The sequence below is a fragment of the Pseudomonas sp. GW821-FHT07G10 genome, from assembly GCF_059418545.1.
Map to the genome: position 1 here is coordinate 167980 of NZ_JBWKQB010000008.1, position 13921 is coordinate 181900.

Annotated in this window: 12 protein-coding genes and 2 pseudogenes; 8 read left to right on the top strand and 6 right to left on the bottom strand. The window is 61.2% G+C overall.

Going from position 1 to position 13921, the window contains the following annotated elements; all coding sequences use genetic code 11:
* Positions 1 to 224 precede the first annotated feature (224 nt).
* The 7 genes and pseudogenes from AC07O1_RS12385 to AC07O1_RS12415 form a co-directional block, all read left to right on the top strand.
* Positions 225 to 1100: a MurR/RpiR family transcriptional regulator gene (locus tag AC07O1_RS12385; RefSeq protein ID WP_494992794.1), complete on the top strand. Its 876-nt coding sequence runs from the start codon at positions 225 to 227 to the stop codon at positions 1098 to 1100.
* Positions 1101 to 1112: 12 nt separating this feature from the next.
* Positions 1113 to 1868, top strand: coding sequence for a transporter substrate-binding domain-containing protein (locus AC07O1_RS12390; protein ID WP_494992793.1), 756 nt, complete (start codon positions 1113 to 1115; stop codon positions 1866 to 1868).
* Positions 1869 to 1980: 112 nt separating this feature from the next.
* On the top strand, positions 1981 to 2700 hold the full coding sequence (locus tag AC07O1_RS12395; protein WP_494992792.1) for an ABC transporter permease: 720 nt from the start codon (positions 1981 to 1983) through the stop codon (positions 2698 to 2700).
* Positions 2697 to 3407 carry an ABC transporter permease gene (locus AC07O1_RS12400; RefSeq protein ID WP_494992791.1) on the top strand — a complete coding sequence of 237 codons (711 nt, stop codon included), beginning with the start codon at positions 2697 to 2699 and terminating at the stop codon, positions 3405 to 3407. The genes AC07O1_RS12395 and AC07O1_RS12400 overlap by 4 nt, the downstream gene beginning before the upstream one ends.
* Before the next feature lie 49 nt (positions 3408 to 3456).
* Positions 3457 to 4698, top strand: a complete 1242-nt coding sequence (locus AC07O1_RS12405) for an NAD(P)/FAD-dependent oxidoreductase (RefSeq protein WP_495088965.1) — start codon at positions 3457 to 3459, stop codon at positions 4696 to 4698.
* 17 nt (positions 4699 to 4715) lie between these two features.
* Positions 4716 to 5504 carry an amino acid ABC transporter ATP-binding protein gene (locus AC07O1_RS12410; RefSeq protein WP_495088966.1) on the top strand — a complete coding sequence of 263 codons (789 nt, stop codon included), beginning with the start codon at positions 4716 to 4718 and terminating at the stop codon, positions 5502 to 5504.
* Positions 5505 to 5673: 169 nt separating this feature from the next.
* Positions 5674 to 5790 (top strand): annotated as a pseudogene (locus tag AC07O1_RS12415) (SAM-dependent methyltransferase); the annotation flags it as partial.
* Between the two features lie 78 nt (positions 5791 to 5868).
* On the opposite strand, the gene AC07O1_RS12420 reads toward AC07O1_RS12415, so the two are convergent.
* From AC07O1_RS12420 to AC07O1_RS12440, 5 genes are all read right to left on the bottom strand, one after another.
* Positions 5869 to 6933, bottom strand: coding sequence for a 2,3-butanediol dehydrogenase (locus AC07O1_RS12420; protein ID WP_495088972.1), 1065 nt, complete (start codon positions 6931 to 6933; stop codon positions 5869 to 5871).
* Between the two features lie 90 nt (positions 6934 to 7023).
* Positions 7024 to 8136 carry an acetoin dehydrogenase dihydrolipoyllysine-residue acetyltransferase subunit gene (locus AC07O1_RS12425; RefSeq protein WP_495088967.1) on the bottom strand — a complete coding sequence of 371 codons (1113 nt, stop codon included), beginning with the start codon at positions 8134 to 8136 and terminating at the stop codon, positions 7024 to 7026.
* On the bottom strand, positions 8133 to 9152 hold the full coding sequence (locus AC07O1_RS12430) for an alpha-ketoacid dehydrogenase subunit beta (protein WP_495088968.1): 1020 nt from the start codon (positions 9150 to 9152) through the stop codon (positions 8133 to 8135). Before AC07O1_RS12430 ends, AC07O1_RS12425 begins: the two co-directional genes overlap by 4 nt.
* Positions 9153 to 9185: 33 nt before the next feature.
* Positions 9186 to 10163: a thiamine pyrophosphate-dependent dehydrogenase E1 component subunit alpha gene (locus AC07O1_RS12435; protein WP_494992785.1), complete on the bottom strand. Its 978-nt coding sequence runs from the start codon at positions 10161 to 10163 to the stop codon at positions 9186 to 9188.
* Between the two features lie 2 nt (positions 10164 to 10165).
* Positions 10166 to 11242 carry an ATP-NAD kinase family protein gene (locus tag AC07O1_RS12440; protein WP_495088969.1) on the bottom strand — a complete coding sequence of 359 codons (1077 nt, stop codon included), beginning with the start codon at positions 11240 to 11242 and terminating at the stop codon, positions 10166 to 10168.
* Positions 11243 to 11594: 352 nt separating this feature from the next.
* On the opposite strand from AC07O1_RS12440, the gene AC07O1_RS12445 reads away from it, so the two are divergent.
* Complete coding sequence (locus tag AC07O1_RS12445) at positions 11595 to 13487, top strand: sigma-54-dependent Fis family transcriptional regulator (protein WP_495088970.1); 1893 nt, start codon at positions 11595 to 11597, stop codon at positions 13485 to 13487.
* Here the strand turns inward: AC07O1_RS12445 and AC07O1_RS12450 are convergent.
* A pseudogene (locus AC07O1_RS12450) lies at positions 13484 to 13630 on the bottom strand (short-chain dehydrogenase); the annotation flags it as partial. The gene AC07O1_RS12445 and the pseudogene AC07O1_RS12450 sit on opposite strands and share 4 nt — an antisense overlap.
* Between the last annotated feature and the right edge of the window lie 291 nt (positions 13631 to 13921).

Consider the following 13921-nt stretch of genomic DNA (forward strand, 5'->3'; position numbering starts at 1 on the left):
CCCGGAAAATTCGGTGTAAGACCGGGTTGCCAAGAGGTAAGAGACTTAAGGCTTGCACGGGCTCGCCAATGGGATGACCGACTAACCCGTCGCCGCTCCCCGTAGCAGCCTTCGGCAGCTGCTACGGAAACCATCACCAATGCCAGTTTTCTGTCAAATATTGACTTAATGACAGAAAACATTCACCTTCTGCTCCAAGCGCTGAATAACAACAGGAAACAGCCTTGAGCCAGCCCATCAAACAACGTCTTGAAAGTAGCCTGTCGACCGCCTCCGCCTCGGGCCGGGCGATCGCCAATTACATGCTGGCCAACCTCTACGAGTTACCGTTCCAGACCTCGGCCGATATCGCCGCCAGGCTGGGCGTCAGCGAGTCCACCGTCGGGCGCTTCTGCCGCTCCATCGGTTACAGCCATTTCAAAGACCTGAAAAACGACCTGAAAGTCGACCTGGGCGAAGGTCCGTGGCTGGTGGGTGACCGTTTGCAGGAGTTCCGTCAGCAGTCCAGCCAGAGCCCTGAAGGCTTGCCGCGCAGCTTCGAACTGGAAGTCGGCGCGCTGATGAAAGTCTACGAATACAGCCTGACCCCGGCCTGGCAAACCGTCAGCCAGCGCCTGGCCACTCGGCGCAAGGTATTTGTTGCCGGGTTCCAGACCGAGCGCGGCATCGCCGCGTCCATGGTCCATCTGCTGCAGTACCTGCGCGACGGCGTGCAACTGGTGGACGGCGCCGCCGGGCATTTCGCCGACGTGCTGCTCAGTAACCCTGAGGAGTGCGCGCTGGTGGTGTTCGAAGCCCGGCGTTATTCCCGTCACGCCCTGAACCTGTGCCGCAAGGCCCGTGAAGCCGGGATTGCGGTCACCCTGGTCACCGACACCTTCTGCGACTGGGCCGAGCAAAACGCCGACGAAGTGTTCCGCGTACCCACCGAGTTCAATCTGTTCTGGGAGTCCACGGCGTCGATGCTGTCGCTGGTGCACCTGTTGGTCAACGAGGTGTGCAAGCAGTTGGGCCCCGAAGTCGAAAGACGTCTTGAAGCAACCGCTGCCTTACATAACGAGTTTGTTGGATACACATCCTCACCAGGACCAAAACAATAATCGAGGTGTTAGATGAAAAACGTCATTCGCTTTGCAAGTGCGTGTGCAATGGTCATCGCCGGTGTATCGGGCGCCCAGGCTGAAGTGCTGAAAATCGCCACCGAAGGTGCCTACCCGCCGTTCAACTACGTTGACTCGGACAACAAACTCCACGGCTTTGACGTCGACATCGCCAACGTCCTGTGCGAGCGAATGAAGGTTGAATGCACGATCGTCGCTCAGGACTGGGAAGGCATCATCCCGGCGCTGATGGCCAGGAAATACGATGCGGTGGTCGCCTCGATGATTGCCACCGATGAGCGCAAGAAGAAGATCGCTTTCACCAATCACTACTACCGTACGCCGCTGTCGATAGCCGTGGCCAAGGACTCGAACATCACCGATGCCCAGACCAACTTCAAAGGCCGGTCGGTCGGTGCCCAGTCCTCCTCGACCCAGGCGATCTACGCCGAAGAGCATTACGGCCCGGCCGGTGCCGATGTGAAGTTCTATCCGACGCTGGACGAAGCCAACAGTGATCTTGTCTCCGGTCGAATTGACGGGGTGATTGCCGACAAGTTTCCGTTGGTGGCCTGGGCTCAAAGTACCGGCAAGGACTGCTGCAAGATCATTGGTGACGTCAACGGCACCACCGCCGACGCCTCCATCGCGGTGCGCCAGGGTGACGATGCCCTGCGTGAGCGGTTCAACAAGGCACTGGATGAGATCGTCGCTGACGGCACCTATAAAAAGATCTCCAGCCGCTACTTCGCCTTCGATATCTATTGATCCCTCAGGTCCAGGGCGCTGGCTCTGGACCTTCTTCTCCGGCACCCCTGCCCCGCGCTCCGTGTGAGCGCGTCGGCGGCGTGCAGGCTTAATTTCGCGAGAGGGTTCGGGCATGTTCGAACATCTGTCACTGTTATCTTTTGCCAGCGGCGGTTGGGGTTCGGCCTTGTTGGCCGGTGCTGTGGTGACCATCGCCCTGGCCCTCAGCTGTGTGCCGATCGGCTTGCCGCTGGGCCTGGGTGTGGCGCTGGCGGCGCGCTCCAGACGACGCTGGCTGCGGGTCTGGGCCACAGCGTTTTCAACGGTATTCCGTGGGCTGCCCGAGCTGCTGACGCTGCTGATCATTTATTACGGTTGCCAGATCGCCGCGCAGAAGATTCTCGCCGCAATGGGCTATCAGACCGAAGTGACGATCAACACCTTCGTTGCCGCGATGATCGCCTTCAGCCTGGTGTTCGCCGCATTTTCCAGCCAGATCTGGCTCGGTGCCTTCAAGACCGTGCCCAAGGGGCAGTTCGAAGCGGCCGCAGCACTGGGGCTGTCCAAGCGCACCACCTTTCGCAAAGTCGTGCTCCCGCAACTGGCGCGCATTGCCCTGCCGGGTCTGTCGAATAACTGGCTATCACTGCTCAAGGACACCTCGCTGGTATCGACCATTTCACTGGTCGACCTGATGCGTCAGACCAACCTGGCCGTCAGCGTGACCAAGGAGCCGATGTTTTTCTACGCCGTGGCCTGCTTCGGTTACCTGTTTTTCTCGGCACTGTCCGGTCGCTTGTTCCACTTTCTCGAGCAGTACTTCAGCCGCCATCAACGGAGTGCCCGGCCATGAGCTTCGATGATGTGCTGAACCTGTTCCTCAGCCCCGAACTGATCGAGCGCTATGGGGCGCGCTTTATCGACGGGTTGCTGGTGACCGGCAAACTGGTAGCGATTTCCTTCACGCTGGGCGCCCTGCTCGGCCTGCTGATCGCCCTGGGCCGGCTATCTAGCAACCGTTTTGTGCGCAGCTTTACCGGCGCCTACGTGTACTTCTTCCGTGGCTCGCCGCTTCTGGCGCAGCTGTTCATGCTGTATTACGGCCTGGGTTCGTTCAAAAGTTTCTGGCAAGACGTCGGTCTGTGGTGGTTCTTCCGTGATGCCTGGTTCTGCACATTGCTGGCGTTCACGCTGAACACTGCGGCCTATCAGGCCGAAATTCTGCGTGGCAGCCTCCTGGCGGTCGCCCAGGGCCAGCGCGAAGCCTCGAAAGCCTTGAGCCTGTCGCGCTGGACGACCTTTCGCAAAGTCATCCTGCCGCAGTCGTTGCTGGTGGCCATCGGGCCGCTGGGTAACGAGCTGATCCTGATGATCAAGGCCAGCGCCATTGCCTCGCTGGTGACCATCTACGACCTGATGGGTGTGACCAAGCTGGCCTTCTCCCGCAGCTTCGATTTCCAGATCTACCTGTGGGCCGCGGTGCTTTATCTGCTGATCGTTGAAGTGGTGCGACGCAGCCTGAAACTGATCGAAGGCCGCCTGGGCCGTCATTTGAACTGAACCGACTTTCCCGGGCGGCCATCGCTGCCCGTGTACCAAGGATCTATCCATGCATTGCGAAACCATTGTTCTTGGCGCCGGGATTGTCGGCGTCAGCACGGCGTTACATTTGCAGGCTCGCGGCCGCAAAGTGGTGCTGCTCGACCGCCAGCAACCGGGCAACGGCACCAGCCACGGCAACGCCGGGTTGATCGAGCGCGCCAGCGTGATTCCCTACGCGTTCCCGCGTCAGCTCTCGAAGTTGCTGCGCTATGGCCTCAACCAACAGTCCGACGTGCGCTACAGCCTGCGCCATCTGCCCAAGGCCGGCCCATGGTTGCTGCAGTACTGGCGCCATTCTGGCCCCAAAGGACTGGCCGCGGCCACCCGCACCATGCTGCCGCTGGTGGAGCGCTGCGTCAGCGAACATGACCTGCTGGCGGAACCGGCCGGCATGACCGGACTGATTCAAGGCGACGGCTGGATCGAAGCCTTTCGCGATCCGGCCGCATTCGAAAAGGCCCAACAGGATGCCTTGGATCTGAGCGAGTACGGGTTGAACTATGTGGTCCTCGACCAACAGCAGATCCACCAGCGCGAATCCGGGCTGCATGCCGACATTATCGGGGGCCTGCACTGGCTGGACCCCAAGACCGTCAGCGATCCGGGCGGCCTGACCCGGGGTTACGCCGAGCTGTTCAAAAAACGCGGTGGAACCTTCGTCCTTGGCGACGCCCTGACCCTGCGCCAAAACAACGGCCAATGGCAGGTGCAAAGCGACGAGGGCCTGATCACCGGCAACGAGGCAGTGATCGCCCTCGGCCCCCAGGCCCGAGATCTTTTCGAACCTCTGGGCTATCGCATTCCATTGGCGATCAAGCGCGGCTACCACATGCACTACGCGGCCAGGCCCGGCACGCATCTGCATCACCCGATTCTCGATCCGGTGGGCGGCTACGTGCTGGCGCCGATGGTGCGCGGCATTCGTTTGACCACCGGCATCGAGTTCGCCGACAGCGATGACCCGATCAATGAAATCCAGCTGCGCCGCTGCGAAGAGCATGCCCGGCACTTCTACCCGCTGGGCGAACGCCTCGATGCCCTACCCTGGCTCGGTCGCCGGCCGTGCCTGCCGGACATGTGCCCGGTGATTGGCCCGGCCAGTCGCCACCCGGGGCTGTGGTTCAACTTCGGCCACGCTCACCACGGCCTGACCCTGGGTCCGGTCAGCGGTCGCCTGCTGGCTGAAATGATGACCGGCAGCATGCCGTTTACCGACCCGGCGCCCTATAGCGCCGATCGCTTCCATTGATCGCTGGAGACCTGAGCATGCAAACCAGTACTGCCCTGCTGCAACCCTCTGTGTTCGCTGCCGCCGATACCCGCAAAGTCGTGGTCGATATCAACGGGCTGGACAAGTACTACGGCGCCTTCCATGTGCTGCGCGGTATCGATTTGAAAGTCCGCGAAGGCGAACGCATCGTCCTCTGCGGACCTTCCGGCTCCGGCAAGTCGACCTTGATCCGCTGCATCAACCGGCTGGAAATCGCCGAAAAAGGCAGCATTCTGATCGACGACACCGACCTGTCGCAGAACACCCGCCAAGCCGCCAAAGTGCGCAGCGAAGTGGGCATGGTGTTCCAGCACTTCAACCTGTTCCCGCACATGAGCGTCCTCGACAACTGCACCCTGGCGCCGATGTCGGTACGCGGCCTGCCGCGTAAAACAGCCGAAGAATTGGCGCGCAACTACCTCAACAAAGTCGGCATCGAAAACCAGGCCGACAAATACCCCAGCCAACTCTCCGGCGGCCAGCAACAGCGCGTAGCCATCGCCCGGGCGCTGTGCATGGAACCGAAAATCATGCTGTTCGACGAACCGACCTCAGCGCTGGACCCGGAAATGGTCAGTGAAGTCCTCGACGTCATGGTCAAACTCGCCGGCAGCGGCATGACCATGCTCTGCGTCACCCACGAAATGGGCTTCGCCCGGCAAGTAGCTGAAAGGGTGCTGTTTCTGGACGGCGGAAAAATCATCGAGGATGCACCGCCGAATGACTTCTTTGGCGCGCCGAAGAGCGCACGGGCCAAAGCGTTTCTTGCGCAGATTGTGCATTGAGACAGGGCCGGGATCGGCTAATGCCGGTCAGTTAAGCGAACGCAGCCTTTGTGGGAGCAGCCGGTCGACGTTCGATTGCTCGCGATGACGTTAACGATGACGCGTGTTTGCTGGATAAACGCGTCGCCCTCAGGTCCATCGTCGGAACGCCGCCCGGAGCAAGCTCGCTCCTCCACATTCCGAAGCCGCGATACAGCAATTGCTCAACGATGCAGGTTTTGGCACCGCTACACGATTTTTCAGCAGCCTGTTCTGGGGCGCCTGGATAACCTGCAAAGAAGGCTGAACAGTCCCATTGTCCCTCTGTAAGAAGAACGTGCGATGGCCCGCATAGGCCATCGACGTTTCCAGCGTTTCAAACCGATCAGAGTGAATTCGGCGACACGATGATCTTTACGTTGTGCTCCTTGTTGTTGACCAGTTCTTCAAAGCCCTGACTGACGATTTGTTCCAGGTTGATTCGCCCGGTCACCAGTGGCGTGATATCCAGCCGGCCATCGGCAATAAAAGCGATCACATCGGCAAATTCGCCGTTGTAGGCCAAGGCCCCCAACACCTGTTTCTCGGTGGCCACCAGCTCGAAGAAGTTGAATTCGCTCGGCTCTTCGAAGATGCCCACCAGCACACATTTGCCTGCCTTGCGGATCAGATCGATGGCCAGTTTGGCCGTGTGTTTGTTCCCGATACATTCGAAGCTGACGTCCGCGCCCAGGCCACCGGTCAGGCGGCGAACTTCGGCCAGTGCGTCGCATTGGTTGGGGTCCAGCACGTGGCTGGCGCCGACTTCCACTGCCTTGGCCTTTCGCGCACTGGACATTTCCAGGGCGATGACCTGGGCGGCTCCGGCCGCTTTGGCGCACATGATGGTGCACAGGCCGATGGTCCCGGCGCCGACCACCACCACGTTCTGACCCAACAGGCTGCCGGCTTTTTTCACCGCATGCATGCCTACCGCCAGCGGCTCGATCAGTGCGCCGGCTTCGGCGGGAAAGTTGGCCGGCAGTTTGTACAGCAGGTTGGCCGGGACGTTGACCAGTTCGGCGAAGGCACCGTTGTTCATCAACCCGGTGAAGGCCAGGTTCTCGCAAATGTTGTACAGCCCGTGGGTGCAGTAGTAGCAGGTGCCGCAATGCTGACAGGCATCGGCGGCCACTTGCTCACCGACCGTGAAGCCGCTTACATCGGCACCCATCCCGACAATCTCACCGCAGAACTCATGGCCGAGAATGCATTGGCCCTTGATCCCGGTCAGCGGGTGCGGTGCGTCTACCGGGATGAACACCGGCCCTGCAGCGTATTCATGCAGGTCGGAGCCGCAGATGCCGCACCACTTCACGCGGATCTGCACCCAGCCGGCAGGTGGCGCGATGGGCAGCGGCACGTCTTCCACGCGGATATCGTTGCGGCCATGCCAGACGGCAGCGCGCATGCTGCGGGTTTGCTTGCTTGAAAGACTCATGGATCGTTTCTCCTTGAAATCGCTCAGGCCCGCCTGCCGCGAAGGCAGCCGGGGACGCCGTCAGTGTTGTTGCACAAAGTCGAGAATCAGCCGGTTGACCTGCTCCGCCGCTTCCATTTGCACCATGTGCGCCTGGCCCGGGAGCAATTGGACCTGCGCTGACAAACCCTCGGCGTGCGCAACCGGAATGATCGCGTCATCGCTGCCCCAGATCAGCAGCACCGGTTGCGGTCCGTCTTGCACCACTGCACGCAGGTCGACCTGCTGTTGCCCTGCGGTGAACAGCGTGCAGGCCAGCTGGCGCAAGGCGCTATCGACACCTTCCAGTCGCTTGTACTTGAGCATGTCTTCGAGCATCTGACGGTTCACCAATTCTGGATTGGAGAACAATTGCACCAGCTGTGGCTTGAGCGCGTTGCGGTTGGTCGCGTCAATAAAGCCTTGCAGGTAATCGCCATTGATCTGCGCCCCCAGACCAGCGCTGCCGATCAGGGTCAGCGAGCGCACCCGCTGTGGTGCAAGCCGCGCGGTGTTCAAGGACACCGCCCCGCCCATGGAATGCCCGACCAGATGCACGGCCTCAATGTCCAGATGATCAAGTAACGCCAGTACCACCTCACTCAATTCATCAAGGTCACCGCGCAATAGCGTCTTGCCCGACTCGCCGTGGCCCGGCAGATCCAGTGCGATCACCCGTCTCCCTGCGGCCAGCGCTTCGTGGTTGAACATCCAGTTGTTCAGATCACCGCCCAAGCCATGTATCAATAGCAGCGGTGTGCAGCCCTCTCCGCGCTCGAAATAGCGAATGATGCGCCCGTCCAGCTCGATCTTTTGCGGTGCTGGCCCGCTGTCTTCATCACCAGCATCTCCCGGCACGAAGCTGGCCTGGAACTGCTCGACCACCGCGTCGATTTCTTCCTCACTGGCTTCTCCCTCGACGATGATGCCGAGCAAGGCACCGACCGACAGGGTTTCGTCCTGACGCGCAATGGTGCGTCGCAATACCCCGGAAAACGGTGCTTCGACACTGCTGGAAATTTTGTCGGTTTCCACATCGAGCACTTCATCGCCCTTGACGATGGCATCGCCCTGCTCCTTGAGCCAGACGTCGACCCGCCCTTCAGTCATCGACAGCCCCCACTTGGGCATGGTCAGGGTGTGGATCTGGCTCATGGGCGCGTCCTCCACTCGATGAGCTTGAGCACCGCGGCTTCGATCTTCGCCGCGTCAGGGATGTACAGGTCCTCCAGGGCGTCGGAGAACGGCACCGGAGTATGCGGCGCGGTGACCATTTCGGTCGGTGCCCGCAAGGCCGAAAAGGCTTTTTGCGCCACCAGTGCGCAAATGTCGGTGGCCATCGAACAGCGCGGGTTGGCTTCGTCGATCACCACCAGGCGTCCGGTCTTTTCCACGCTTTCAAGGATGCTGTCCTCATCCAGCGGGCTGGTGGTGCGCAGGTCGATCACCTCGCAGTCGATACCGCGCCCCGCCAGACTGCGGGCCGCGTCCATCGCCAGATTAGCCGTACGGCCGTAGGAAACCAGGGTTACGTCCTTGCCATCGCGAAGGACGTTGGCCTCGCCAAAAGGAATCGCATAGAGCTCTTCCGGCACCTCGCCTTGCAGGCTGTAGAGCATCTTGTGCTCACAGAAAATCACCGGATCGTTGTCGCGAATCGCCTGGATCAACAAACCTTTGGCGTCATAGGGCGACGACGGGCAGACCACTTTCAAGCCAGGGATGTGGGTCCACACAGAGGTGAGCATTTGCGAGTGCTGAGCGGCCGCCCGCAGGCCGGCGCCGACCATAGTGCGGATGACCAGCGGCGTAGAGGCCTTGCCGCCGAACATATAGCGGAATTTCGCCGCCTGATTGAGGATCTGGTCCAGGCAACAGCCGGCAAAGTCGACGAACATTAACTCGCATACCGGCCGCACACCGCAGGTCGCAGCGCCGACAGCAGCACCGACATAGCCCAGTTCGGACAAGGGAGTGTCCAGTACCCGTCCGGGAAATTGGTGGTAAAGCCCTTTGGTGACCCCGAGCACACCACCCCAGGCGTCGTTTTCACCGGGGGCACCGGCGCCACCCGCCACGTCCTCGCCCATGATGAATACACTGGGGTCGCGGTGCATTTCCTGGGCCAGGGCTTCATTGATTGCCTGTTGATAGCTGATTTTTCTCGCCATGATGAAGGTCTCGATTCTTGTTATTGGGGGCGTTCAGGGATAGGAGACGTAAACGTCGGTGAGCAGGTCGGCCGCCGTCGGTTTGGGATCGGATTTGGCCTTGCGCACCGCGTTTTCGATCAGCCGCTCGACCTCGTCGTCGATCTGGTCCAGTTGGCTGGCATCGACCAGACCGGCCCGAGTGGTGCGCTCGCGAAATTGCATCAGGCAGTCGTTGTGCTCGCGAAAATGCTTCACTTCGTCAGGGGCCCGATAGGTCTGGGCATCGCCCTCGAAGTGGCCGTAGTAGCGAGTCAATTTGACCTCGATCAGCGACGGACCCTCGCCGGCGCGGGCACGTTCGACGGCGGCGCCGGCGGCTTCTTGAACGGCGAAGAAGTCGAAGCCGTCCACCGTGACCCCAGGCATGCCGAACCCGGCGGCACGGTCGGCAATGTGATCGCAGGCCACTGACCAGTTGGACGCCGTGGCCTCGGCATAACCGTTGTTCTCGGCAATGAACAGGCATGGCAGATTCCACACCGAAGCCATGTTCATCGCTTCGAACACCGCGCCTTCGTTAGAGCCGCCGTCACCGAAAAACACCACCGCCACGCTGTCGGTGCCCTTGAGTCTGGCCGCCAGCGCCGCGCCGACAACCAGGGGGGCTCCGGCACCAACGATACCGTTGGCGCCGAGCATGCCTTTCTCGAAATCGGCAATATGCATGGAGCCGCCCTTGCCCTGGCAGACCCCGGTTTTCTTGCCGTAGATCTCGGCCATCATCCCGTCCACATCGACGCCTTTGGCGATGCAATGACCGTGGCCACGGTGGTTGGAGGCGATGCAATCGTCATCGCCAAGATGGGCCATGACCCCGGCAGCGGAGGCTTCTTCGCCAGCGTAGAGGTGGACAAAACCGGGAATCTCGCCGGTGGCGAACTCCACGTGCAGGCGCTCTTCGAAAGCGCGGATGGTGCGCATCACCTTGTAGGCATGCAGCAATTGATCAGCGGACAGGTGTGTCGACATTTTTATTCTCCAGGGTTGTCTCGAGTCGAAAGATTCACGGGGTGTTGCGGGTGATCACGGCCGATGGACAGCAGTCGGCGTTGCGCCGCGTAGGCCAGTGCGGCGGTTACATCGATGCTCAGTGGGCCGCAGGCGTCGAGGGTGACGGTGGGCCGGTCATGGGCGTTGAACTCGATTTCCCGTTCGCCATCCAGGGCCAGGGTGCCGCTGGGCAACGACAGGCAATGGGCGACGCCCGGCTCCAGGCTACCGGCGGCGAGTACCCCGCAGCCTTGCAACAGACCGGGCGCCAGCGGTACCAGCAACGCCTCGCAAGATTGCGGATCAAGGCGCATCCAGGCTCCGCCCGGGGCCTGGCGGGACACCGGAAACCACAAGCCGCACAGCGCCGAAAGCCCGATGGCCTGGGGCTCGGCGAAAGTCACGAAAACCTCCGCCAGATCCGCTGCGCGGCTGATCGCCCGAGCGCCGATAAACGGCAACGACGACACTGCAACATCCACCAATGCCCATTCGCACACACCTCGGGTGGGCTCGCGGACTAACAGGCGTTTATTGCGTCGCAGGGCAATCTCGGGAGGAATCCGCCCGCTGGCGAAAAGCCCGCCAGCCAGACCGGCACTGGTGGCTTCGCGCAATTCGGGAAAGGCGTTGTTAGTGCCGGTGGACAGGGTCAGCAACGGGATATCGCCAATCTCGGCCGCCACCGCTTTGTGGGTACCGTCGCCGCCCAGGACTGCAATCAGCGACACGCCGCGCTCGGCCATCAAACGCGCCGCCTTGCGGGTGTCTTCGACGCTCTGGCGCAGGGTGATGTCGAGAAATTCCAGAGCTGGCCAATGACTGGCGCGTGCCTGTCGGCCCTGGCTGTTCTTCAGCACTGCCGCGGCGATGCCGGTCATGTCGGTGGGGATCAGCACCTGCTCGACGCCAGTAGCACCGAATGCAGCTAGCAGACGCTGAATCACTGAGACCTTGTCGGTGCTGGAAAACAGCCCGGCATTGGCGGTCAACCGCCGCAGGTCTCGACCCGACGCCGGGTTGGCAATGATCCCCACCGTCAATGGCGCACGGCTCATGGCGTAACCCGGACAGTCGAACAGCCAGGTCGGGAGCAGCCCGGGGAAACGGATCGGCAGTGGGACATACAGGAACCTCTCGTTATTGTTATGGTTGCCTGGGCTAGAGCAAGGCCGATGCCATAACGCTGTAAGTCGCTGAAAACGCCCGAACTAGAGAGGTTCATGAAGAATATGGGAGCACCCGGGGCACGCCGTTTCTGAGACGCGGCATGTCAGGTTGCGCGCAAGGAAAGCGAGACGCTGAGACGTTGCGTCTCACCTCGATCGGTCGGCGTCCTGTCGCTTGTCTGAAGGCTATGAACAGCGCTTAATGGCCGCACAACTACAAAAAGCTGGAAACGGAGGCCCTATGCTTTCCGCACACTCTAAGGCCCATGTGGATTGCGTCAGTCGCGTACTGAAGAATGCCGCGCACTTGCCGCAAGTGCCGGTACCGAGCCTGATTCTCGATTCCTGGCGCCGCTCCATGGAGCAGCACCATCTCGACCCTGGCTCGTTGCAGGGGCCGCGTATTCTTTCGCAGAACGTGCTCAATGAATGCCGCGAGCGCTCCGAACTGTTCCTGCGTATCGCCAGCGAAGAAGTTGCCCGCCTCCATGGCCGGGTACGCGACGCTGACTACTGCGTGCTGCTTACCGACGCACAGGGCCAGACCATCGACTATCGGGTCGAGGCGGCAATTCGCAATGACTGCCGCAAGGCCGGGTTGTATCTGGGCACCTGCTGGTCGGAAGGCGAAGAAGGCACCTGCGGAGTCGCTGCGGTACTCACCGCCAAGGCGCCGGTCACAGTCCACAAACGTGATCATTTCCGCGCAGCGTTCATCGGTCTGACCTGCTCTGCCGCGCCGGTCTTCGACCCACAGGGCGAGTTGCTCGGGGTACTCGATGTGTCGGCCGTGCAGTCCCCCGATGACCGCCGTTCCCAGCACCTGATCCGGCAAATGGTGGTGCAGAGCGCCCGGGAAATCGAACAGGCATTTTTCATGAATAGCGTCCAGGGTTACTGGGTGCTGCGTGCCCACAGCACCCCCGGTTATGTTGATAGCCAGCCCGACTTCCTGTTCGCCTGGGATGAGGAAGGCAGCCTCAAGGCGCTGAACCCGGCGGCACGCCAGTTTTTGCTGCAGCGCTACGGTCAGCTCCCCGAGCATATCGGCCAGGTATTCGACCAGCAGATCCTGCATCGAGCGACGGACGAGTCCCTTTGCCTGCTGCGCAATCACGGCGGGCAGAGTGAACTGCATGCACGCTTGAGCGCCCCTCGCCGTCCTGCCAAAAGGTCCTCGCGGGTTGAAATCGCCGCCACGGAACTTGACCCGCGTATCGCCGAAAGCCTGCGCCTGGCGGTACGAGTCAAGGACCGTAACTTGCCGGTGCTGATTCAGGGGGAAACCGGATCGGGCAAGGAAGTGTTCGCCCGTCAACTGCACCAGGCGAGCAGCCGACGCGAGCGCCCTTTCATCGCGGTGAACTGTGCAGCGATCCCGGAGAGCCTGATCGAGAGTGAACTGTTCGGCTATGTTGCCGGGGCCTTCACCGGCGCATCGAGCAAAGGCCTGCAAGGCCTGCTGCAACAGGCCGATACCGGCACGCTGTTCCTCGACGAAATTGGTGACATGCCGCTGGCTTTGCAGACCCGGTTACTGCGGGTCCTGGCGGAGGGTGAAGTAGCGCCACTGGGCGCTTCTCGGTCCAGGGTCGTGGATATTCAGGTGATCTGTGCGACCCACCGTAACCTGGAAGGACTGGTCAGGAGCGGAGACTTCCGTGAAGATCTGTACTTTCGCCTCGGCGGAGCGCGCTTCCAGTTGCCGCCCTTGCGCGAACGCAGTGACCGTTTGGCGTTGATCAACCGCGTTCTCGCTGAGGAATCGGAGCTGTGCGGTGTGTCGGTGAAAATCAGCACCGCAGCGCTGGAGTGCCTGCTCGGCTATCGCTGGCCGGGCAATGTCCGTGAGCTGCGCCATGTCCTGCGCTACGCCTGCGCCGTGTGTGAGGCGCACGTCATCCAGTTGAGTCATTTGCCGGGGCAACTACAGGGTTCAGGGCTCGACGCCCTGCCCTCGACCGGCGGTAACGAAACCACCGATTGTCCAGAGCGTCAGGCGCTGCTCGATGCATTGGTCCGTCACCGCTGGAAACCGATAGCCGCCGCAAAAGCCTTGGGTATTTCCCGTGCGACGCTTTATCGACGGGTGCATCAGCACCGGATAGAGATGCCCGGAAGAACCCCGGCTTGAATCGCGCCGGCCATGGCCAGGCTCTCCATCACCTGAGTGACCGCCCGAATGCGGTGATCGGCAGCCTCCAGCAACACATCGAGGGGAGCTTGAGTGTCGACAAACAGAGCCGGGATATCGCAATCGTTGCTGGTGAGGGCCATATAACGGTTGCAAGATTGATCTTCAAGACTATGGATCGTTCCCACGCTCCCGCGTGGGAATGCAGCCGTGACGCTCTGCGTCACTGCCGAAGCGATTGCTGCGCGTCCAGTGAGGCATTCCCACGCAGCGCGTGGGAACGATCCAACTCCCCCACCCTAATCACCAAGTGGATCGATCTTCAAGACCGGCCCTATGCATCGTTCCCACGCTCCCGCGTGGGAATGCAGCCCGTGACGCTCTGCGTCACTGCCGAAGCGATTGCTGCGCGTCCAGTGAGGCATTCCCACGCA

What these genes read in the sequence shown, in the direction of transcription:
- AC07O1_RS12410 (WP_495088966.1), top strand. Translation starts at nt 4,716, where the DNA reads ATGCAAACCAGTACTGCCCTGCTGCAACCCTCTGTGTTCGCTGCCGCC.
- AC07O1_RS12430 (WP_495088968.1), bottom strand. Translation starts at nt 9,152, where the DNA reads ATGGCGAGAAAAATCAGCTATCAACAGGCAATCAATGAAGCCCTGGCC.
- AC07O1_RS12435 (WP_494992785.1), bottom strand. Translation starts at nt 10,163, where the DNA reads ATGTCGACACACCTGTCCGCTGATCAATTGCTGCATGCCTACAAGGTG.
- AC07O1_RS12390 (WP_494992793.1), top strand. Translation starts at nt 1,113, where the DNA reads ATGAAAAACGTCATTCGCTTTGCAAGTGCGTGTGCAATGGTCATCGCC.
- AC07O1_RS12445 (WP_495088970.1), top strand. Translation starts at nt 11,595, where the DNA reads ATGCTTTCCGCACACTCTAAGGCCCATGTGGATTGCGTCAGTCGCGTA.
- AC07O1_RS12395 (WP_494992792.1), top strand. Translation starts at nt 1,981, where the DNA reads ATGTTCGAACATCTGTCACTGTTATCTTTTGCCAGCGGCGGTTGGGGT.
- AC07O1_RS12400 (WP_494992791.1), top strand. Translation starts at nt 2,697, where the DNA reads ATGAGCTTCGATGATGTGCTGAACCTGTTCCTCAGCCCCGAACTGATC.
- AC07O1_RS12420 (WP_495088972.1), bottom strand. Translation starts at nt 6,933, where the DNA reads ATGCGCGCTGCCGTCTGGCATGGCCGCAACGATATCCGCGTGGAAGAC.
- AC07O1_RS12425 (WP_495088967.1), bottom strand. Translation starts at nt 8,136, where the DNA reads ATGAGCCAGATCCACACCCTGACCATGCCCAAGTGGGGGCTGTCGATG.
- AC07O1_RS12440 (WP_495088969.1), bottom strand. Translation starts at nt 11,242, where the DNA reads ATGAGCCGTGCGCCATTGACGGTGGGGATCATTGCCAACCCGGCGTCG.
- AC07O1_RS12405 (WP_495088965.1), top strand. Translation starts at nt 3,457, where the DNA reads ATGCATTGCGAAACCATTGTTCTTGGCGCCGGGATTGTCGGCGTCAGC.